Source organism: Methylobacterium sp., assembly GCF_028290105.1.
In the GTDB taxonomy this organism is placed as follows: Bacteria; Pseudomonadota; Alphaproteobacteria; order Rhizobiales; family Beijerinckiaceae; genus Methylobacterium.
The window spans coordinates 1-19,337 of the sequence record NZ_JAQGKL010000230.1 but is presented as its reverse complement, the minus strand read 5'-3'; the positions used below and the strand labels follow the sequence as shown (position 1 = coordinate 19,337).

Below are 19,337 nucleotides of genomic sequence, written 5' to 3'. Positions count from 1 at the left end.
TGATCGGCGCCCTGTACCTGACCTTCGTCTGCCTGGTTCCGGAAATCCTGGCCTCGTACTCATCCGCCAGCATCGGCTTTGGCGGCACCTCGCTCCTGATCGTCGTCTCCGTCACGATGGACACCGTCGCGCAGATCCACGGCCACCTCATGGCGCACCAGTACGAGGGCCTCGTGAAGAAGGCCAAGCTGCGCGGCGCGACGCGTCGGCGTTGATCGGGGTTCGTGGCCGGACATGCGCCGGCCGAGACCTCTTCTGAGGCGTATCGAGTACCGGTGTCGCGGAACGGCGTCGGACATCCAAGAAAATCGGACCTGAGGAAACGAGACCATGCGCATCATCCTGCTTGGGCCACCCGGCGCGGGGAAGGGGACGCAGTCCGAGCGGATCGTGGCGCGCTATGGCATCCCGCAGTTGTCGACCGGCGACATGCTGCGGGCCGCGGTGGCGGCGGGCACGCCGGTCGGCCTTCAGGCCAAGGCCGTGATGGAGTCGGGTGGTCTCGTCTCCGATGCGATCGTCGTCGGCATCGTGGCCGATCGCATCGAGGAGGCGGATGCCAGGAACGGCTTCATCCTCGACGGATTCCCCCGGACGGTGGAGCAGGCCAAGGCTCTGGACGCCATGCTGTCGCAGAAGGGCATCGCCCTCGACGCCGTCGTGGAATTCGTCGTGGACGAGAATGCCCTCGTCGGCCGCATCGCCAAGCGCGCGGAAGAAACGGCCGCTCGCGGCCAGCCCGTTCGCAAGGACGACACCCCCGAGGTCTTCAAGACCCGCCTGGACGCCTATCGGACGCTCACGGCTCCGCTCTCCGACTATTACGTCGGTACCGGCTTGCTGCAGACAATCGACGGCATGAAGCCCGTGGATGCGGTAACGGAGGATCTCGTCGCCGTTCTCAATCGATACACCGCGACCGCCACGTCCTGAGCGCTTAGCGTGCTTAGGCACGTTCGATCGCACCTCCCAGAAGGGTTGACAGCAGTGCCGGCCCGCGCTAGTGGGCCGGTCTTCGTTCAGGGAAATTGGGTCCGGATCGTCTCTCAGGAGGTCGATGCGGGCCGATTTGTCGTTTTGGACGGCGCGCAGGGGCCGGTCTCCACCGGACGCGCGTGACACCTGACTCGGAACGCATTTCGGGTCCGCATGGAGAGACACCTTGGCTCGTATCGCTGGCGTTAACATTCCGACCAACAAGCGCGTCGTCATCGCGCTCCAGTACATCCACGGCATCGGCCCCAAGAAGGCCGAGGAGATCACCGGCAAGGTCGGCATCCCGGCCGAGCGTCGCGTGAACCAGCTCACCGACGCCGAAGTGCTGTCGATCCGCGAGACCATCGACCGCGACTACCTCGTCGAGGGCGATCTGCGCCGCGAAGTCTCGATGAACATCAAGCGCCTGATGGATCTCGGCTGCTACCGTGGTCTTCGTCACCGCCGTAACCTGCCGGTTCGCGGCCAGCGCACGCACACCAATGCGCGTACCCGCAAGGGCAAGTCGAAGCCGATCGCCGGCAAGAAGAAGTAATCTTCTGCGATCCGAGGGCCGTGCTTTGCTCGGCCTTCTTTCCATCGCGTCGAACGTCCCGTTTTCGGGGCTTGGCGTGGCGGTGCGGTGATCCACAGCCGCGCCGCCGACATTCCAAAAGAATCCCGAGCGCCTGGAATGACGGGCGCGCTTGAAGGACGAGAGAGCACAGATGGCCAAGGAAGCAACCCGCGTTCGTCGCCGCGAACGCAAGAACATCGTCTCGGGCGTCGCGCACGTGAACGCGTCGTTCAACAACACGATGGTCACCATCACCGACGCGCAGGGCAACACCATTTCGTGGTCGTCCGCCGGCGCCATGGGCTTCAAGGGCTCGCGCAAGTCGACCCCCTACGCCGCCCAGGTCGCCGCCGAGGACGCCGCCCGCAAGGCTGCCGAGCACGGCATGCGGACCCTCGAGGTCGAGGTCTCCGGTCCGGGTTCGGGGCGTGAGTCGGCCCTGCGCGCGCTCCAGGCCGCCGGCTTCACGGTGACGTCGATCCGCGACGTGACGTCCATCCCGCACAACGGCTGCCGCCCGCGCAAGCGTCGCCGCGTCTGAGCGGTCACGCTGGCGAGGTGTCGGGGTCTGCTACGGAGACGCGCGTGTCGAGTGCTCAGAATCCGCTTCCGGGTGTGCTGCGGTGGAGCTTGGGTGATCTGACGATCACGGTGATGAACGACGGCTACCTGCAAGGGTCGCTCGATCTCGTCACCCGGATCGGCAGGGACGAGGCCGGCGCCCTCCAGGCCGCCGGTTTTCGTGCCCACGATCCCCGCATCACGCTGAATGCGTTCTTGATCACCGGCCCCGGCATCGAGCCGATCCTGATCGATACGGGAATGGGCAGCTTCGGCGGTCCGTCTCTCGGGCGGGTTCCCGCCGCCCTAGCGGCGGCGGGCGTTTCGCCGGAAAGCATCGGGACGGTGTTGCTGACCCACCTTCACCCCGACCATGCTGGCGGGCTTATCGCCGGAGAAGACATCGCGGCCTATCCGAACGCCGAGTTGGTTGTGCATGCCGACGAGGTGGCCCATTGGCTCGACGACGGGACGCTCTCCCGGGCGCCCGATGGCGCCAAGCCTTACTTCGAGATGGCACGCAAGGCGACCGCTCCCTATGCCGGCCGCCTGCGGACCGTCACGGGCGGCACGGTCGCACCAAGCATCGAGGCGGTTCCGCTGCCCGGCCACACGCCGGGGCATACGGGTTACCGGATCACGTCGGGCGACACGTCGCTTTTGATGTGGGCGGACATCGTTCACCTGCCGGCGATCCAGTTCAAGCAGCCGGAAGCCGGTATGGTGTTCGACACCGACGGCGAGCAGGCCTGCTCCGTGCGTCGCCGGATGCTCGACGTGGTCGCCAGCGACCGCACCTTCGTGGCGGGCGCGCATTTGGAATTTCCCGCCCTGGGCTACGTCGCCCGGGACGGTGCCGCCTACAGTTTCGTTCCGGAACTCTGGGTCACGGCACAGTAACCGTTCGCGGGCAACGCGGACGTATCGGTTTTTGAGCCTGTCAGACACCGAAGGCGCGGTGTCGGCAGGCAATGCGCGGACCGCCCCATGTGGCCCGCGCCGATCTTGCGAGAGGTAGCATCGTGGTCATTCAGAAGAATTGGCAAGAGCTCATCAAGCCGAACAAGCTTCAGGTCTCGACCGGGCACGACCCCAAGCGGGTCGCCACCGTCGTGGCGGAGCCCCTCGAACGCGGCTTCGGCACGACGCTGGGCAACTCGTTGCGCCGGGTGCTGCTCTCCTCCCTTCAGGGTGCGGCCGTGACCTCGGTGCAGATCGACGGCGTGCTGCATGAATTCTCGTCGATCCCGGGCGTGCGCGAGGACGTCACCGACATCGTCCTCAACATCAAGACCATCGCCATCCGTTCGCAGACCGAGGCCCCCAAGCGCCTGACCCTGCGCAAGACCGGCCCCGGCGTGGTCACCGCCGGTGACATCGGCACGGTGGGCGACGTCCAGATCCTGAACCCCGACCTCGTCATCTGCACCCTCGACGACGGCGCCGAGATCCGGATGGAATTCACGGTCGCCACCGGCAAGGGCTACGTCCCGGCCGAGCGCAACCGTCCCGAGGATGCGCCGATCGGCATGATCCCGGTCGATGCCCTGTTCTCGCCCGTCACCAAGGTGTCCTACCGAATCGAGACCACCCGCGAGGGCCAGGATCTTGACAAGGACAAGCTGACGATGACCATCGAGACCAACGGTGCCGTGTCGCCGGAGGATGCCCTGGCCTATGCCGCGCGCATCATCCAGGACCAGCTCCAGGTGTTCGTGAACTTCGAGGAGCCCCGCAAGGAGGAGGCGCAGCCACTCGCGCCGCAGCTCCCCTTCAATCCAGCGCTGCTTAAGAAGGTCGACGAACTCGAGCTGTCGGTACGCTCGGCGAACTGCCTGAAGAACGACAACATCGTCTACATCGGCGACCTCATCCAGAAGTCGGAGGGCGAGATGCTGCGCACCCCGAACTTCGGCCGCAAGTCGCTCAACGAGATCAAGGAAGTGCTGGCCGCCATGGGCCTGCACCTCGGCATGGACATCCCCGGCTGGCCGCCGGAGAACATCGAGGACCTCGCCAAGCGCTTCGAGGAGCACTATTAGGGCGGAGGCTAAGCCTCATCGGGCATGATTGGGCGGCGCCTCTCTGCGCCGCCGGTTCGGCCGACCGGGAACGTCGACTGCTAAAGAATCCCGCCGCGGGGTCATGCGGAATGAACAGCCCCGATCAGGGGGCGCTTGGCCGTACCGTGGCACGGCGGCCATCACATAAGGACCAGCCATCATGCGTCATGGATTTCGCGGTCGTCGCTTCAACCGCACCACCGAGCACCGCAAGGCGATGTTCGCCAACATGTCGGCCGCGCTGATCAAGCACGAGCAGATCGTCACCACCCTGCCGAAGGCCAAGGACCTGCGTCCGGTCATCGAGAAGCTGATCACGCTCGGCAAGACCGATTCGCTGCACGCGCGCCGCCTCGCCATGTCGCAGATCCGCGACCATGACATGGTCCGCAAGCTCTTCGCGGTGATCGGTCCGCGCTACAATGCCCGCCCGGGCGGCTATTGCCGTATCATGAAGGCCGGCTTCCGCTACGGCGACAACGCCCCGCTCGCCGTCATCGAGTTCGTCGATCGCGACGTGGATGCGCGCGGCAAGGATTCCGGCCCGGTGCTGGTGGACGACGCCGCGTAAGTCACGGCGGATCGTTCAGGATGACGAAAAGGCGGCCCGTGGGCCGCCTTTTTTTATGGCTCGCTTGGATGCAGGCGAGGACGCCGAAGGTCCGTCTACGCCGCCACGTCGAGCAGGCGCGACACTTCGGCGGCCAGGTCGGCCGACTCGAAGGGCTTGCGCAGGACTGGAAGGTCGGGGGGGATCGGAATCGCTTCGGCGTGTCCGGTGACGATGAGCACCGGGATTTCGGCCCATCGCGCGCGAATGCTCTGCGCGAGTTCGACGCCGGTCATGCCCGGCATGGCAAGGTCGGCGACCACGAGGTCGAAGGAATTTTGCTCCATCAGCGACAGGGCCGTTGAGCCGTCCGCCGCCTCGCTCTCGTGGTAGCCGAAGCTGGATAGGAACGAGGCGGTGACGTGCCGGACCTCCGCATCGTCGTCGACGACGAGGATGCGGGCGGAGCGCGCGGCAGGGAGGGCGGCAGGCGCCGCGTCGATCTCGGCCGGGCTGGCGGCGTTGGCGCGCGGCAGCACGATCTCGACGCGGGTGCCGGCGCCAGGGGCGCTCTCGATCCGCAGCCGCCCGGCCGATTGCTGCGCGAGGCCGAACACCATGGCGAGGCCGAGCCCGGTGCCCTGGCCCACCGACTTCGTGGTGAAAAAGGGCTCACAGACCCGGGCCAGGATCTCGGGCGCGATGCCGCTGCCGGAATCCACGATCTCGACGCTCATGTAGTCGCCCGGCGTCAGGTCCGGATCGTCGCCGATGGTCAGGACGCGGGTGCTAAGGACGATTCTGCCACCTTCCGGCATCGCGTCGCGGGCGTTGATGCACAGGTTGAGGATCGCGAGTTCGAGTTGGTCCGCGTCGACGCTGGCGGCAGGCGCCTCGGGGGTGAGGCGAGTCTCGATCGTGACGAGCCCGCCCAGGCTTCCGCTCAGCAGGTCGCTCATCCCCTCGATCAGGCCGTTGACGTCGACCGCCCTCGGGCGAAGGTCGCGCGAGCGGCTGAAGCTGAGCAGGCGCCGGGTCAGGGAGGCGCCGCGCTGAGCGGCCTGAACCGCGTTGCCGACGAGGCGCTGGACGCGCGGCTGGTCGGCGATCTTCGGGCCAACGAGTTCGAGGCTGCCGAGGATCGCGGTCAGAAGATTATTGAAGTCGTGCGCGATGCCGCCGGCCAGGGTGCCCAGGGCCTGCATCTTGTCGGATTGGCGCAGGCGCGCTTCCAGCGACTTCTGCTCGGTGACGTCCCGCTCGATCGTGGCAAGATGCGTGACCGCCCCCGAGCCGTCGCGAATCGGAACGCGCATGACGTGGCGCCAGCGTTCCGCCCCGACTGCTCCCTGCGCCACCAGTGTATCCGCCGGTTCTCCGCGCACCATGGCGCCGAAATCCGCCTCCAGAACGCTCGCTCCTTCGCTCGAGAGAGCGTCTTCCGTTCGCCCGAGGCAGTCCGGGACGGAGTGCCCGAGGCTTGCCGCCTTGCGGGCATTCAGGCGAATGAAGCGGCCCTTGGCATCCTTGAACGAGATCGCATCCTCGGCATTGTCGAGGAGGCCGAGCAAGAGGGCCCGCTCGGTGGCGAGGTCGCGGCCGATCTGATGGCGTTCGAAGGCCTGACGCACGGTGTTGCGCAGCAGATTGGCATCCCACGGCTTCGTCGCGTAGCCGGTGATGCCACCCTGGTTCAGGGCGGCCACCACTGCGCTCATGTCGGCGTAGCCGGTGAGGAGGATCGCCTGGGCATCGTGGATCTTGCGCGCCTCGGCCAACATCGCGTCACCGGTCATCCCGGGCATGCGCTGGTCGGACAGGATCACGGCGATCTCGGGCGTCGCAGCCAGGATCGCCAGGGCCTCTGCCGGCTTCGTCGTGGTGAGAACGCGGTACTCGTCCTCGAGCAGGTCCTCAAGGGCGATCAGGATATCCGGCTCGTCATCGACGGCCAGGATCGTGCCTAGTGACATGCTCAATCCGTCTGTCGTGGAATACCGATCACGAAACAGGCTCCGCCCCCGGGAGCGGCCTCGACGCTGAGCGAGCCGCTATGCGCCTGTACGACACTGTACGCAATCGCGAGGCCGAGGCCGGTGCCGGACCCCACGGGCTTGGTCGTGAAGAAGGGCTCGAAGATCTTTTCGCGCAAGGGTTCGGGGATGCCGGGTCCGGTGTCGCTGATGCGGATCAGATCCGTGTCCGGGGCAGTCCGGGTCTCGATGGTAATCGTGCCGCCCTCCGCCATGGCATCGGCCGCGTTGCCCAGGATGTTCATCACCACCTGGTTGAGCAGGGCAGGGGTGCAGTGGATCTCGGGCCGGCCCGTGAAGTCACGCACCACTGCGATCCTGTCGCCCAGCTTGTGCTGGATGAGGGCCAGCACCGTCTCGATCGCCTCCGGCACGTGAACCAGGGTGCGCTCGCCTTCGTCGAGGCGCGAGAACTTGCGCAGGTTGAGGACGAGGTCCTGGATGCGCGTCAGCCCCATGCGCATCGCGCCGACCCGGTCGCCGCACTTCTTCAGCCGGCGGGAATTGTCGGGGGATTCGGGCTCGGCGACGACCTCGCCGAGGACGCGCTCCACCGTACCCTGATGGGCCAGGATGAAAGCCAGCGGATTGTTGATCTCGTGCGCGATGCCGGCCACCAGTTCGCCGAGGGAGGCCATCTTGGCCGCCTGGACGAGCTTGGCCTGCGCGTCGGTGAGCTTGCGGTTGGCCGTGGCGAGGTCAGCATTCGCCCGTTCAAGGGCGCCCGCCAGGGCAGCCCGGGCTTCCGCCGCCTCCGCTTCGGCACGGGCGCGTTCCAGGGCCCGCTCACGGTCCCCGAACTCGCCGGCGATGCGCCGATTGTCCTCCTCCAGCAGCTTGCGGCGCACGAGGCTGCGCACCCGCATGACGAGGATCTCGCCGTCGGATTTCGAGACGACGTCGTCGGCGCCGGCCGCGAAGGCCTCCACCAGAAAATCCTTCGTCGGTGCCGTTCCGGCGATGCCGACCACCTGGAAGGTCGGGGCGCCGGCTTCCTGCTCCGCCAGGGACGCGATCCGGCGATCGCCGATCGCCCGACACAGGGCGAGCCCGTCATAGGTGGCGCCGAGGAGGTCGATGGTGACACAGTCGAACGCGGCGCCGGCCGCTTCGACGGCCGCGAGCGCGGTGGCGTGCCCGTCGGCGGTCGACACCTCGTGGCCCTCATGCGCCAGGAGGCCCGCGAGGAACGTCCGATAGGTGGCGCTGCCGTCGACCACGAGCACGCGCCCCCGCCGGAATGCCGAGACGCCGGGGCCGTCGCCGCCGCCAGCACCCATCCGCTCGCGCAAGAGGGCACGGATGCGCAGGACGAGGAGATCGCGATCGGCGGATTTCGCCACATAGGCGTCGGCGCCGCTCTCCAGGCCCTGGCGTTCACCGTCGCGGGCTCCCGTGAGCATCAGGAGCGGCAGGGTGCGGGTGCGCAGGGAGAGCCGGAGCTGGCGCGCGAACTCGTCGCCATTCATGCCCGGCAGGTGGTGGTCGGCCACGACGAGGTCGGGCAGGCGCGTGTTGAGATGGTCGAGGGCCGCTTCCGCCGTCGCGCAGCGCTCCACCGCGAAACCGCGCGATTCGAGGAGAAGGCGCAGTTCGAGCGCCTGGGTCTCAGAATCCTCGACGAGAAGCAGGCGGGGCTTGGCCTCGGCGGTCTCGCTCACGGGACGCCCTCCGCCAAGCGTGCCAGATGCGCGGAGATCCGGTCGAGCGGCAGAACGGTGCCGGCGGCCGAGAGCCGGATCGCGGCCGCCGGCATGCCGAACACCACGGCCGTGCTCTCGTCCTCCGCAACGGTCGAAGCGCCCGCCCGGCGCATCTCGAGGAGGCCGGCGGCCCCATCCTCGCCCATGCCGGTGAGGAGGACGCCGATGCCGCGCGCGCCCGCATGCTTGGCGACCGAGCGGAACAAGGCGGTGGCCGCCGGGCGCTGCCCGCCGACAGGGGGCGCGTCCGTGATGCGCAGGTGTCCACCCGCGCCAAGCTCGAGATGCCGGTCTCCGGGAGCCACGTAGGCGTGGCCGGCTTCGGCCCGCTCACCCTCCCGTGCGACGGAGACGGTGAGGCCGACGACGCCGTTCAGCCAAGCCGCGAAGCCTTCCATGAAGGCGGCGCCCATGTGCTGGACCACGAGGACCGGTAGCGGATAGTCGGCGGGCAGGCCGCCAATCACCCGGGCGAGGGCGGGCGGGCCGCCGGTGGAGGCCGCGACCGCCAGGACGCTGGCGGATTCCGGCACGCGGAGCGCGGCGGAGACCGGGATCGGGGCAGCGACCCGTCCCGCCCATTCCGAGCCGATCGGCCGGCGGCGAATGACCGGCACGGCCGCCATGATCCGCAACTGCGTGCAGATCTCGGCAGCGACCGCATCGTACCCAGCATGGGTCGTGGCCACGGGCTTCTCGACCACCGACAGGGCACCGGCTCGCAGGGCGTTCATCGAGATGCGCAGCGAGGAATCCTCGATCGAATCCGCGATGACGACGATGGGCGTCGGGCGGTCGGCCATGATACGGCGCGTCGTCTCCAGCCCGTCGATGCCGGGGAGCCGGATATCCATCGAGACGACGTCCGGACGGGCCTGGGCGATGGTGGCGAGCGCCTCCTCGCCGGAGGCCACGGCCGCGACCACTTCCAGGCGCGGATCGCGGCCGACGATGTGGATCAGGAGCTGGCGCACCACCAGCGAATCCTCGACCAGCATGACCCGGACCCGCGCGGGCACCACTGTATCCAGTTCGAGGCCGCTCACAGCAATTGCCCGATGGTGTCGAGGAGTTGGCGCTGATCGAAGGTCTGCTTGGTCAGGTAAGCGTCGGCCCCGAGTTCGAGGCCGCGCGCGACGTCGCCGGCATCGCCGCGCGAGGTCATCAGGATGATCGGCAGGCGCGCGAAGGCCTCGTCGGCGCGCAGCGCCTTCACGAGGCCGAACCCGTCGAGGCGTGGCATCTCCACGTCGGCGACCATCAGGTCCACCGGCTCGATCCGCGCGCGCAGACGGTCGAGCGCATCCTGACCGTCGACGCAGACGACGACGCGGTACCCGGCCGCTTCCAAGATGCCCTTCTCCAAGGTCCGCGTCGTGATCGAGTCGTCCACCACGAGGATCGTCGAACGTGGCGCCTGCGCGATCGTTCCGCGGGTTCCCGTGGGTTGTGGCGCCGCACCGATGCCGACCTCCCCCGCACGCGCCACGAGGCCTTCGGCGTCGAGCACCAGCGCCGGCCGGTCCCCGGACAGGATCACGGTCCCGGAGACGAGGCGCGCATCGGCCCCGATCGGAGGCGGCGGCAGGACCCGCAGGGTCCGCACGTCGGAGAGCGCATCCACCATCAGGACGCAGCGCCGGCCCGTCGTCCGCAGCAGGATCGCGGGGCGCGTCCGCCCCGTCTCCGCCTCCGGCGCATCGCCCCCGAATCCGAGGAGGTGGCGCAGGTCGAGGACCGGCACGGTCGCGTCAGCGCCGTCAATCTCCACGCGGGTGACGATGCGACCCATGGCCGATCCGAGAGCCGGGGGGGCCAAGCGCAGTAGGCGCTCCGCCGACGCGCTCGGCAGCGCGTAGGTGATACCGCCCGCCTCCACCAACAGCATGGCCCGGCGCGCGGCCGAGAGCGGCAGGCTCATGAAGAGTTCGGATCCGTAGGGGGCGCGCGGCGCGAGCCGGACCGTGCCGCCGAGGCGGCGCGCGGCATCGGCGGCGACCGAGAGGCCGATGCCGCGGCCCGAGAGCGTGTCGACGGAAGCGGCGGTGGAGAAGCCGGGCTCGAACACCAACGCGAGGAGCGCTTCGGCGCTGGGGTCGGGCCCGGGGACGAGAAGATCGCGGGCGCGCGCGGTCCTGGCGATGGCGGCCAGATCCGGTCCGCGCCCGTCGTCGTGGACCCTGATGACGAGGCGTCCGCCCTGCACGGCAACATCGAGACCGATGGCGAGCGCGCTGGGCTTGCCCTGGCTCCGGCGAGCTTCCGGGGAATCGGCGCCGTGGCTCAGCGCGTTGCGAAGCGCGTGCAGCACCGGGTCCTTGAGAACCTGGAGCATTCCCCGGTCGACCGGCAGTTCCAGACCGCGCACGGTCACCTCGATCTCGCGCCCCTCGTCGCGGGCATGCTCGCGCAAGGCCCGGGGAAAGCCCCCGAACGCGGTCTCGGCGGGGACGAGGGCCATACGTTCGGCCTCACCCAAGAGCCGGGCCATCCCGTTCTCCACGGTGGAGGCGAGGGCGCCGCGCACCCGAGACACCTCGGCGGCATCGCGCGACAGCGCGATCAGGCCGGCTTCGAGCGCACCCCACTCGTCGTCATGGGCCTCGGATGACGGTCCGGGGACTTGAATGGCCGCTGGGCTCTTGGCCACCTCCCTCTTGATCAATCCCCTAGCGCGCAGGCGCTCGGCGAGGCGGGCGAGTTCGGCGGCGCGGCGGGCGAGACGCGCGAGACCATCCGCCACGAGGGGCTCACCCCCAAGGGCACTGGCCAGTTCGTGCGTGGCGCGCGTCAGCGCCTCGACCGCATCCGCCGGAATGCGGAGAAGGGCCTGCTGCCCGTCGATGGGCGCCTCGACGGGCGCCGGCTTGGCGGCCGGCGCGGAGACCGGAGGAGGGGGAACGACTGGCTCCGGCTCTGCGGCTGCCGGATCGAGGGCCCGGTCGAGGGCCGTAAGGGCGTCGCCCGGCATGTCCGGACCGGCGCCGTCCGTGAGGCCGGCGACGTAGGCCTCGATCCGGTCAAGGGCGAGGTGGACGGCGGCGGTCTCTCCCCGCGACAGGCCCGATTCCCGCGCGACGACGCGTTCGAACAACGCTTCCAGGCGGTGCGCCACGGCCTCCACCGCCGGCAGGTCGACCGCACGCGAGGCGCCCTTCAGGCTGTGCGCGCGGCGGAAGACGTCGTTCCAGTCCGGCGCAGACTCGCCGGTGACGCCGGCCAGCGCGTTGCGGATCGCGTCGATATGCTCGCGGTGCTCGACCTCGAAGGCCGCGAGAAGAAGCTGGCGAATGTCCATCCGCCGCTCAGCGCCGTCGCGGCGCTAGGGTGACGTCCGAACCCGAGACATTCGCAGCAAGTCCCTCGTGAACCATGGTCTTTTCCCGCCGATCGAGCGCCCCCGACACGAACAAGCGCCTCAGTGCCGGTAGCGCTCGGCGAGCGCCATCAGGGCCTGCGCCAGCTCGGTAAGGTTGGCGGAGGCCGCCTCGACCTCGCGGGTGCCGGCGGCCGTCTGCTGGCTCGCCTGCCGGATGTTCTGGAGAGCACCCATCACCTGCTCGATGCCGAGCTGCTGCTGGTTCGTCGAGGCGACGATCTGCTGGAAGGTCTGCACGCTCTCCTCGACCCGCGCGGTGATCTCCTCGATGGTCCGCTGGGTGGTGTCGGAGCGGGCCTTGCCGGTGGCGGCGCGCTTGACCGCCTCCTCGGTGAGCATGACCGAGGTGTTGATGCCGCGCTGGATCTCGCCGAGGATCGTGCGGACCTGCCCCGTCGCGGCCTTGGCCTGGTCGGCGAGGAGCTTCATCTCGGAGGCCACCACCGCGAAGCTGCGCCCGCTCTCGCCCGCCGCCGCCGCTTCGATGGCGGCGTTGAGGGCCAGGAGATGCGTGCGTTCCGAGATGTCGTTCACCGTGGTGATGATGTCGCCGATCGCCTGGGTCTTCTCCGAGAGGGCGACGATGTTGCCGGCCACGGCCTCGGCCTGTTCGCGGATCGCGTCCATGGCGCGCGCCGTGTCGGCCACCGCGCGCAGGCCCGCGCGCGAGGTCTGAGCCGTGGATTGCGCGGTGGCGATCACCTCACCGGCCCGCTTGCCGATCTGCGCGCCCGAATGCGTGATCTCGTCCACGGTGGCCGCGGTCTCCTGCACGGCGGCGAACTGCTCCTCGACGCTCGCGGCCTGCTCCTGGGCGGAGGCGCGGATCTCGGCTGCCGCCGCGTTGAGGTCGGCCGTGGCGGCCCGGTTGGTGCGAGCGAGGTCGGCCAGACCCGCGACCATGCGGTTGAGGGTGCGCCCGAGCCGGCCGATCTCGTCCTTGCCCCGGGCCTCCAGGGTGCCGGAGAGGTCTCCCTCGCCGACCCGCTCGGCGAAGGCCATCACGGCCTCCAGGGGCCGCACCACGGCCCGGCTGATCAGGATAGTGATGAGGATGCTCAGCACGATGGAGGCCGCGAGGGTCGCCAGGATCGAGAGGCGGCTGCGGTCGTACAGGTCGGCGACGCTGCGCTGCCCGGCCGCGATGCCCTCGTCGAGTGCGCTGCGCGTGCGCTCGATGTCGCCGATGAACAGATCCTGGCTGCGGTTCAGGGCGTCGCTTCGCGCCTCGACGCCGTCGATATCCTTGGCATTGATGGCCGCGAGCTGCGCTTCGCTCGCGGTCCGCAATTCCCGCAATTCGGCCATCGCCTCGATGGCGACGCCGTTGATCTTGCGCCAGGCGAGGCTGCGCTCCTCGGATGCCGAGCGGGCGCGGTAGCCGTCCGTGGCGCGGACGAGTTCGGTGAGGATCGCGTCAGCTTCCATGGCGGTCCGACGCCAAGTGCCCGAGACGTCCTCGCGTTCGGGGCCGCCACGGGCCCGCATCAGGAGGGCGATGATCGCGTTGCGGCGCTGCAGGCCCATGTCGCGACCCTTGTTGGCGAGGTCGTCGAGCTGGCGCGCCACCGTAAGGTCGCGCGAGACGATGGCATCGGTGGTGGCGCGCACCGTGCCGATCTGTTCGAGGGCATAGAGGCCCAGGGCCACCACGACCACCGTGATGGCGACGAAGCCGAGGAGGATGCGTTTTCCGATCGAGATCGACACAGGCTGGCTCAAGGCTCCGCAAACCGGCCGGTCGTCGTGGGGCGCAGTGCCCCCGAAACCGGCCTCGTGGCACGTCCCGACCGCCGGACCGGCATCAGGAGAGGTATCGCCGCATCAGGCGCGGCAGGTCGAGGACGACGAAGCCGGTCTCGGCCCCCTGCCCGGCACCCGCCGGGGCATAGCCCGAAACCGCCTCCGCGCTCAAACCGGTCTCCGCATAAGCCGAGTCCAGGGCTTCGTCGGCGATCTCGGCGACGCCGAGAACGCGGTCGACGGCGAGGGCCACGGGTACGGTGGCGCCGCGCACCACCACCACGTGACCGGCCTCGTCGCTCGGCTCCGCCGGACGGCCGAGGGCGCGCCCCAGTGCGAGCAGGCTGACGACGCGGCCCGAGAGGGCAATGAGGCCGAGCACGGCCGGCGGCGCGCCGGGCAGGGGCGTCACGGGTCTCGTCGGCAGGACCTGCGCAACCTGACCGAGGGGCAATCCGAAGCGGTCGGGACCACAGACACAGACGAGATAGGCCCGCGTCGCCGTGAGCGCGGCGACCCCGCGACCGCGTCGCGCGAGGGCGCGCGTACGCGCCTGGCGCAACGTGTGCAGGCCCGGGGCCTCGCCGGCGCTGCCAAGGGTCTGGGTCACGGACCGTCTCCTGTCAGCCCGGCTCGGGCGAGGGTGGCGCTGCGGGCAAGTTCCCTCGGGCCGAGCCCGTCGCCTTCCGCCACGATCGCGTCCGGCGCCAGGGCTTGAGCGAGCCGGATCGCGTTGTCCAGGGCCCGCGCGGCCTCTCCCGTCCGGCCGAGGCCGATCAGGAGCAGGCCGAGCTGGTAATGCGCCATCACGAAGTCTCGTTCGAGATAGAGAGCACCGCGCAGGGCACGCTCGGCCTCGGGGTGACGGCCGAGGCTGTGGGCGAGGAGCCCATCGTAATAGTGCAGGGCGGGGTCGGTCGGCGCCGCGCGGATCGCCACGCGCAGGGCCCGCCACGCCTCGCCCGTCTCGCCCGCATCGGCCAGGGCGCGGATATGGGCCAGGCGTGCGCCCGCCTCGATGTTCGCAAACTCGGCATCCTCGATGCCAGGATCGCCCGGCACAGAGTTCCCGTGCGCCACATTGCGGATGCCGACATCCTCCTCCCCGAATCCGACGACCTCGACGGAGGCCCGTTCGGCGAGCACGGGTTCACGCCGAGCCTGCGAAATGCGATCGGGTTCGCCGAGGTAAGGCATCGGGGCGAGTCCGCTCGGGCTCTCCATGCCGAATGCCGGCTGCCAGGGCGGCGGCGCTGGGGCCGGTCCGGATGTGCCAGAGGGGCGGTAGGCGACGGTGCCGGGGAGGTTGACCGGATCGAACATCGCCGAAATGGCGGGGTTCGGCTCGGCATGGCCGATGAGGAGCCAGCCCTCGGGGCGCAGCCGCCGACCGAGCCCGCGCACGATGCCGAGCACGGCGTCCGCCTCGAAGTAGATGAGCACGTTGCGGCACAGGACGAGGTCGAACTCCGCGAGGGCAGGCGATGCCCGGGCGTCGAGGAGGTCCATCAGGTTGCGCCGCTCGAAGCGCACCATCCGCTGGAATTCCGGGCGCAGCGTGTAGGTGCCGTCACGCCCCACCCCGGCCACGGGAGCGCCCGGCAGGAAGTAACGCAGGCGCTCGGCCGGCGGCAGGGTCCGCAGGGCCCAGCGGCCGTAGATTCCCGCGCGCGCGGTCTCGAGGGCCGTGGCACTGATGTCGGTGCCGAGGATCGAGATCCGCCAATCGTCCAGGCTCGGCCCCAGGAGTTCGTGGAGCAGGATCGCGATGGAATAGGGCTCCGCCCCCGTGGAACAGCCCGCGCTCCAGATTCTGAGCACGCGCTCGCCCGATCGGGCCGCGATTAGGGCAGGCAGGATCGTCGCGCGCAGGGCCGTGAACTGTTCGGCGTAGCGGAAGAAGAAGGTTTCGCCGATGGTGATCTCGGCTTCCAGCGCCGCCCATTCCGGTCCGCCCGCGACCCGGTCATCGAGCAGGGCCGCGTAGGCCGTCGCGTCGGCGAGGCCATTCGCCCGGAAGCGCTTGCGCAGCCGCTCGAACAGCAGGTCGTCCTTGTCGACGTAGTAGTGGTGGCCGGTCCGGGCGATGATCCGCGCCTTGAGCGCGGGAAAGCCGGGATCGACCTCGGGGCCGGAACGGGGCGGGCGGCTCATGAGGATTCCATCCCGCGTCCCGGTCCGGCTCAGGCGACCGGCAGCGCGGCGAGGCGCTCGGCCGCCGCATCGGTCAGGGCGGACAGGCGGACGCGCTCCTCCGTCGTCAGGAGGTGGGCGAGGCTCAGGACATGCACGAGGGTGTCCCCCCGCGCGATCTCCGCGACGACGCAGCCGTTGAGGGTGCGCTCGGAGGAGACCGGACGGACCGCCGAGCGCTCAACGGTTACGAGGTCCTCGACCCGGTCGACCAGGAAGCCGGTGGACCCCTCCGCGTCGAGGAGGATGTGCCGGTAGGTCTCGTCGGCGCGGGACGCCGTCACCACGCCGAGGAGCCGGGCGAGGTCGATCACCGGCACCGGCACGCCCCCGAGATTGAGGAAGCCCGCGAGGGGGCCGCCACCGGCCGGTGGCGCATGCAGGTCCGGCAACGGCAGGACCTCGCTCACGGAAGCTTGCGCCAGCGCGCAGGCAACACCCGCCACGTCGAGGAGGAGAAAGGCGGCGGCTTCGGGCAGGGCGGGAGGTCCTCGCGGGCGGGAATCAGGCGCGGGCGAGCGCCTCCCCCGATCGTTCGACTTGATAGGACGGCGACGCGGGCTTTCGCAAACACGAACCTGTGTCCATGCATCTGGCCAGATCGCGGCGCGGGGTCTTCTCGGCTAGCCTCGCGCCTTCGCTTCTCTATCCCCCGGCAGGACCTCCCCATGTCCAGAGTCGTTCGATGCGCGCTCGTCGCCGCCCTGTCCGCGCTTCCCCTCAGGGCTATGGCCGAGGCGCCCGGCGCCGATTGGCTGACCCCGGCCCAGACGAAGCAGGCGCTGAAAAGCGCCGGTTACTCCGAAATCACCAAGCTGGAGGCCGATGACGGGCATTGGGACGGTGAGGGCATCAAGGACGGACGGAAGATGAAGTTCGATGCCGACCCGAAGACCGGTGCGATCCTGGGTGAAGTCCCGGTCGAATAGACCGGCCCCGCGTGAGTGGAGCGGTCCGGGTCGAATCAACGGCAGGATCGTTCGCTTCGGCGTTGACCGGGCCTACCCACTTCGGTATGACACGCGACACGATTTTTTCGGTCCGTCGCAGGTCTTCGCGACAGCGGCGGACGGACGAGGCCAGAGTTTTACCGATGCGTGCCATCCTTATCGTAACGGAAGCGCCACCGACGGGGCGGGCCTGACACTTCAGGTCCGCGATCCGGATGGTGGCGCATGCAGGGTCCCTCGGGGCCCTTTTTTATTGCCGCGACGAGCCGACGACACGAACACCAGACAGAGTTTCGAAGGAGCAGGACGATGGGCGGCGAGGTCATGACCGGGGCCGAAATGGTCATCCGGGCGTTTCAGGATCAGGGTGTCGACACGCTGTTCGGGTATCCGGGCGGTGCGGTGCTGCCGATCTACGATGCGCTGTTCCACCAGGAGACCCTGAAGCACATCCTCGTGCGCCACGAGCAGGGCGCCGTCCACGCGGCGGAGGGCTATGCCCGCTCGTCGGGCAAGGTCGGCTGCGTCCTCGTCACCTCCGGACCGGGCGCCACCAACATCATCACGGGTCTCACCGACGCGTTGCTCGATTCGATCCCGCTCGTCTGCATCACCGGTCAGGTTCCGACGCATCTCATCGGCACCGACGCGTTCCAGGAATGCGACACGGTCGGCATCACGCGCCACTGCACGAAGCACAATTACCTCGTCAAATCGATCGAGGACCTCCCGCGCATCCTGCACGAGGCGTTCTACGTCGCCGCCAATGGCCGTCCCGGCCCGGTCGTCGTCGACCTGCCGAAGGACATCCAGTTCGCCAGTGGCCTCTACGAGCGTCCCAGCCAGAACGGCCACAAGACCTACAAGCCCGCCTTCAAGGGCGATGCGGGCCAGATCCAGGCGGCCGTCGAGCTGATGGCCTCCGCGCGCCGGCCGATCCTCTACACCGGCGGCGGCGTCATCAATGCCGGCCCGCACGCCTCGACCCTGCTGCGCGAACTGGCCGCCGAGACGGGCTTTCCCGTCACCTCGACACTGATGGGACTGGGCGCTTTTCCGGCCTCGGACGAGCAGTTCCTCGGCATGCTCGGCATGCACGGGACCTACGAGGCCAACCTCGCGATGCATGATTGCGACGTGATGGTCTGCGTCGGCGCACGCTTCGACGACCGCATCACCGGACGCCTCGACGCCTTCGCGCCGTTCTCGAAGAAGATCCACATCGATATCGACGCCTCCTCGATCAACAAGGTCGTCAAGGTCGATGTCGGGATCGTCGGCGATTGCGGTTCGGTGCTGGAGGACATGCTCGCCGCCTGGAAGGCGCTGCCGCGCCGGCCGTACCCTGCCCGCATGGACGATTGGTGGACGAAGATCCGGACCTGGAAGGCGCGCGACTGCCTCGCCTACTGGCCGTCGGGCACGATCATCAAGCCGCAATACGCGGTGCAGCGCCTCTATGAGGCCTGCAAGGGCCGGGAGACCTACGTCACCACGGAGGTCGGCCAGCACCAGATGTGGGCGGCACAGTACTTCAAGTTCGACGAGCCGAACCGCTGGATGACCTCCGGCGGCCTCGGCTCCATGGGCTACGGCCTGCCGGCGGCCATCGGCACGCAGCTCGCCCACCCGGACGGCCTCGTCATCGACATCGCCGGCGAGGCCTCGATCCTGATGAACATGCAGGAGCTGTCCACGGCGGTGCAGTACCGCCTGCCCGTCAAGATCTTCATCCTGAACAACGAGGACATGGGCATGGTGCGCCAGTGGCAGGAGCTGCTGCACGGCTCGCGCTACTCGCAGAGCTACTCCGAGAGCCTGCCCGACTTCGTGAAGCTGGCCGAGGCCTACGGCGCCAAGGGCATCCGCTGCGAGAAGCCGGGCGACCTCGACGCGGCGATCGCCGAGATGCTCGACTACGACGGTCCGGTCGTCTTCGACTGCATCGTCGACAAGAAGGAGAACTGCTTCCCGATGATCCCGTCGGGCAAGGCGCACAACGAGATGCTGCTGTCCGATTACCTCGGCGAGACCGGGGTCGAGCTCGGCGACGTCATCTCGGAAGAAGGCAAGATGCTGGTCTGACGCTTGAGGGCCGGGCGAAACCTCGCCCGGCCCCACCCATCGGCCCGGCCGGGCCTTCCACGACACGACACGCCACGCTGACGCAGATCCAGGGCACGCCATGAACGCCATGAACACGCACTATCCCGATGCCGGCCGGGTCGAGCCCGTCAACCGGCACACCCTGGCGGTCATCGTCGACAACGAGCCCGGCGTGCTCGCCCGCATCTCGGGCATGTTCTCGGGCCGCGGCTACAACATCGAGAGCCTGACGGTGTCGGAGACGGAGGTGGCGCGTCACCTCTCGCGCATCACCATCGTGACCGCCGGCACCGACGCGGTGATCCAGCAGATCAAGGCGCAGCTCGACCGCCTCGTGCCGGTCCACCGGGTCGTCGACCTGACGCTTCAGGGCAAGGCCCTCGAGCGCGAACTCTGCCTCGTCAAGGTGGCGGGCACCGGCGAGCACCGCACCGAATCGCTCACCCTCGCGGCCGCCTTCGGCGCCAAGACCCTGGACGCGACCCTGAACTCCTTCGTGTTCGA

At 69.0% G+C, this 19,337-nt stretch carries 17 protein-coding genes and 1 pseudogene; 10 read left to right on the top strand and 8 right to left on the bottom strand.

All coding sequences use genetic code 11. The features are described from left to right. The 7 genes and pseudogenes from JWQ05_RS16295 to rplQ form a co-directional block, all read left to right on the top strand. A pseudogene (locus JWQ05_RS16295) lies at positions 1-215 on the top strand (preprotein translocase subunit SecY); the annotation flags it as partial. Between the two features lie 115 nt (positions 216-330). After that, a complete protein-coding gene (locus JWQ05_RS16290) occupies positions 331-933 on the top strand; it encodes an adenylate kinase (RefSeq protein WP_299660418.1) in 603 nt (200 codons plus the stop codon). Between the two features lie 229 nt (positions 934-1,162). Beyond that, positions 1,163-1,531 carry a 30S ribosomal protein S13 gene (gene rpsM, locus JWQ05_RS16285; protein ID WP_238280526.1) on the top strand — a complete coding sequence of 123 codons (369 nt, stop codon included), beginning with the start codon at positions 1,163-1,165 and terminating at the stop codon, positions 1,529-1,531. Positions 1,532-1,703: 172 nt separating this feature from the next. Continuing rightward, positions 1,704-2,093 carry a 30S ribosomal protein S11 gene (gene rpsK / locus JWQ05_RS16280; protein WP_056091630.1) on the top strand — a complete coding sequence of 130 codons (390 nt, stop codon included), beginning with the start codon at positions 1,704-1,706 and terminating at the stop codon, positions 2,091-2,093. Between the two features lie 44 nt (positions 2,094-2,137). Continuing rightward, positions 2,138-3,013 (top strand): MBL fold metallo-hydrolase, encoded by an 876-nt coding sequence (locus JWQ05_RS16275; RefSeq protein WP_299660410.1) that lies wholly within the window; start codon positions 2,138-2,140, stop codon positions 3,011-3,013. A 71-nt stretch (positions 3,014-3,084) separates the two neighbouring features. After that, on the top strand, positions 3,085-4,155 hold the full coding sequence (locus JWQ05_RS16270; RefSeq protein ID WP_299660408.1) for a DNA-directed RNA polymerase subunit alpha: 1,071 nt from the start codon (positions 3,085-3,087) through the stop codon (positions 4,153-4,155). 181 nt (positions 4,156-4,336) lie between these two features. Further along, entirely contained in the window at positions 4,337-4,747 is a 411-nt protein-coding gene (rplQ, locus tag JWQ05_RS16265; RefSeq protein WP_299660406.1) for a 50S ribosomal protein L17, read from the top strand. 95 nt (positions 4,748-4,842) lie between these two features. Here rplQ and JWQ05_RS16260 read toward each other — a convergent pair whose 3' ends face one another. From JWQ05_RS16260 to JWQ05_RS16225, 8 genes are all read right to left on the bottom strand, one after another. Further along, positions 4,843-6,699 carry a response regulator gene (locus tag JWQ05_RS16260; protein ID WP_299660403.1) on the bottom strand — a complete coding sequence of 619 codons (1,857 nt, stop codon included), beginning with the start codon at positions 6,697-6,699 and terminating at the stop codon, positions 4,843-4,845. 2 nt (positions 6,700-6,701) lie between these two features. Beyond that, positions 6,702-8,420, bottom strand: coding sequence for a response regulator (locus JWQ05_RS16255; RefSeq protein WP_299660400.1), 1,719 nt, complete (start codon positions 8,418-8,420; stop codon positions 6,702-6,704). Then, positions 8,417-9,460, bottom strand: a complete 1,044-nt coding sequence (gene cheB, locus JWQ05_RS16250; RefSeq protein ID WP_299660427.1) for a chemotaxis-specific protein-glutamate methyltransferase CheB — start codon at positions 9,458-9,460, stop codon at positions 8,417-8,419. Before cheB ends, JWQ05_RS16255 begins: the two co-directional genes overlap by 4 nt. Positions 9,461-9,504: 44 nt before the next feature. Further along, positions 9,505-11,760 carry a response regulator gene (locus tag JWQ05_RS16245; protein WP_299660398.1) on the bottom strand — a complete coding sequence of 752 codons (2,256 nt, stop codon included), beginning with the start codon at positions 11,758-11,760 and terminating at the stop codon, positions 9,505-9,507. Positions 11,761-11,880: 120 nt separating this feature from the next. Then, the gene (locus JWQ05_RS16240) at positions 11,881-13,551 is read right to left on the bottom strand and encodes a methyl-accepting chemotaxis protein (RefSeq protein ID WP_299660424.1); all 1,671 of its coding nucleotides are present in this window, start codon (positions 13,549-13,551) and stop codon (positions 11,881-11,883) included. A gap of 94 nt (positions 13,552-13,645) precedes the next feature. Then, on the bottom strand, positions 13,646-14,194 hold the full coding sequence (locus JWQ05_RS16235; protein ID WP_299660395.1) for a chemotaxis protein CheW: 549 nt from the start codon (positions 14,192-14,194) through the stop codon (positions 13,646-13,648). Next, positions 14,191-15,738 carry a protein-glutamate O-methyltransferase CheR gene (locus JWQ05_RS16230; RefSeq protein WP_299660393.1) on the bottom strand — a complete coding sequence of 516 codons (1,548 nt, stop codon included), beginning with the start codon at positions 15,736-15,738 and terminating at the stop codon, positions 14,191-14,193. Before JWQ05_RS16230 ends, JWQ05_RS16235 begins: the two co-directional genes overlap by 4 nt. 29 nt (positions 15,739-15,767) lie before the next feature. Further along, entirely contained in the window at positions 15,768-16,256 is a 489-nt protein-coding gene (locus JWQ05_RS16225; RefSeq protein ID WP_299660421.1) for a chemotaxis protein CheW, read from the bottom strand. 189 nt (positions 16,257-16,445) lie between these two features. On the opposite strand from JWQ05_RS16225, the gene JWQ05_RS16220 reads away from it, so the two are divergent. The 3 genes from JWQ05_RS16220 to ilvN all read left to right on the top strand — a co-directional run. Beyond that, positions 16,446-16,706: a PepSY domain-containing protein gene (locus JWQ05_RS16220; RefSeq protein WP_299660391.1), complete on the top strand. Its 261-nt coding sequence runs from the start codon at positions 16,446-16,448 to the stop codon at positions 16,704-16,706. A gap of 330 nt (positions 16,707-17,036) precedes the next feature. Continuing rightward, the gene (locus JWQ05_RS16215; protein ID WP_299660389.1) at positions 17,037-18,812 is read left to right on the top strand and encodes an acetolactate synthase 3 large subunit; all 1,776 of its coding nucleotides are present in this window, start codon (positions 17,037-17,039) and stop codon (positions 18,810-18,812) included. A 100-nt stretch (positions 18,813-18,912) separates the two neighbouring features. Then, positions 18,913-19,337 (top strand): acetolactate synthase small subunit (gene ilvN / locus JWQ05_RS16210; protein ID WP_299660387.1); only part of this gene is annotated, 425 nt, incomplete at its 3' end.

Excerpts from the sequence above, each read along its gene's own strand:
- JWQ05_RS16270 (WP_299660408.1), top strand. The coding sequence starts at position 3,085 with ATGCGCGGACCGCCCCATGTGGCCCGCGCCGATCTTGCGAGAGGTAGC.
- JWQ05_RS16245 (WP_299660398.1), bottom strand. The coding sequence starts at position 11,760 with ATGGACATTCGCCAGCTTCTTCTCGCGGCCTTCGAGGTCGAGCACCGC.
- JWQ05_RS16230 (WP_299660393.1), bottom strand. The coding sequence starts at position 15,738 with ATGAGCCGCCCGCCCCGTTCCGGCCCCGAGGTCGATCCCGGCTTTCCC.
- cheB (WP_299660427.1), bottom strand. The coding sequence starts at position 9,460 with ATGCTGGTCGAGGATTCGCTGGTGGTGCGCCAGCTCCTGATCCACATC.
- JWQ05_RS16220 (WP_299660391.1), top strand. The coding sequence starts at position 16,446 with ATGTCCAGAGTCGTTCGATGCGCGCTCGTCGCCGCCCTGTCCGCGCTT.
- JWQ05_RS16260 (WP_299660403.1), bottom strand. The coding sequence starts at position 6,699 with ATGTCACTAGGCACGATCCTGGCCGTCGATGACGAGCCGGATATCCTG.
- JWQ05_RS16290 (WP_299660418.1), top strand. The coding sequence starts at position 331 with ATGCGCATCATCCTGCTTGGGCCACCCGGCGCGGGGAAGGGGACGCAG.
- JWQ05_RS16215 (WP_299660389.1), top strand. The coding sequence starts at position 17,037 with ATGGGCGGCGAGGTCATGACCGGGGCCGAAATGGTCATCCGGGCGTTT.
- rplQ (WP_299660406.1), top strand. The coding sequence starts at position 4,337 with ATGCGTCATGGATTTCGCGGTCGTCGCTTCAACCGCACCACCGAGCAC.
- rpsK (WP_056091630.1), top strand. The coding sequence starts at position 1,704 with ATGGCCAAGGAAGCAACCCGCGTTCGTCGCCGCGAACGCAAGAACATC.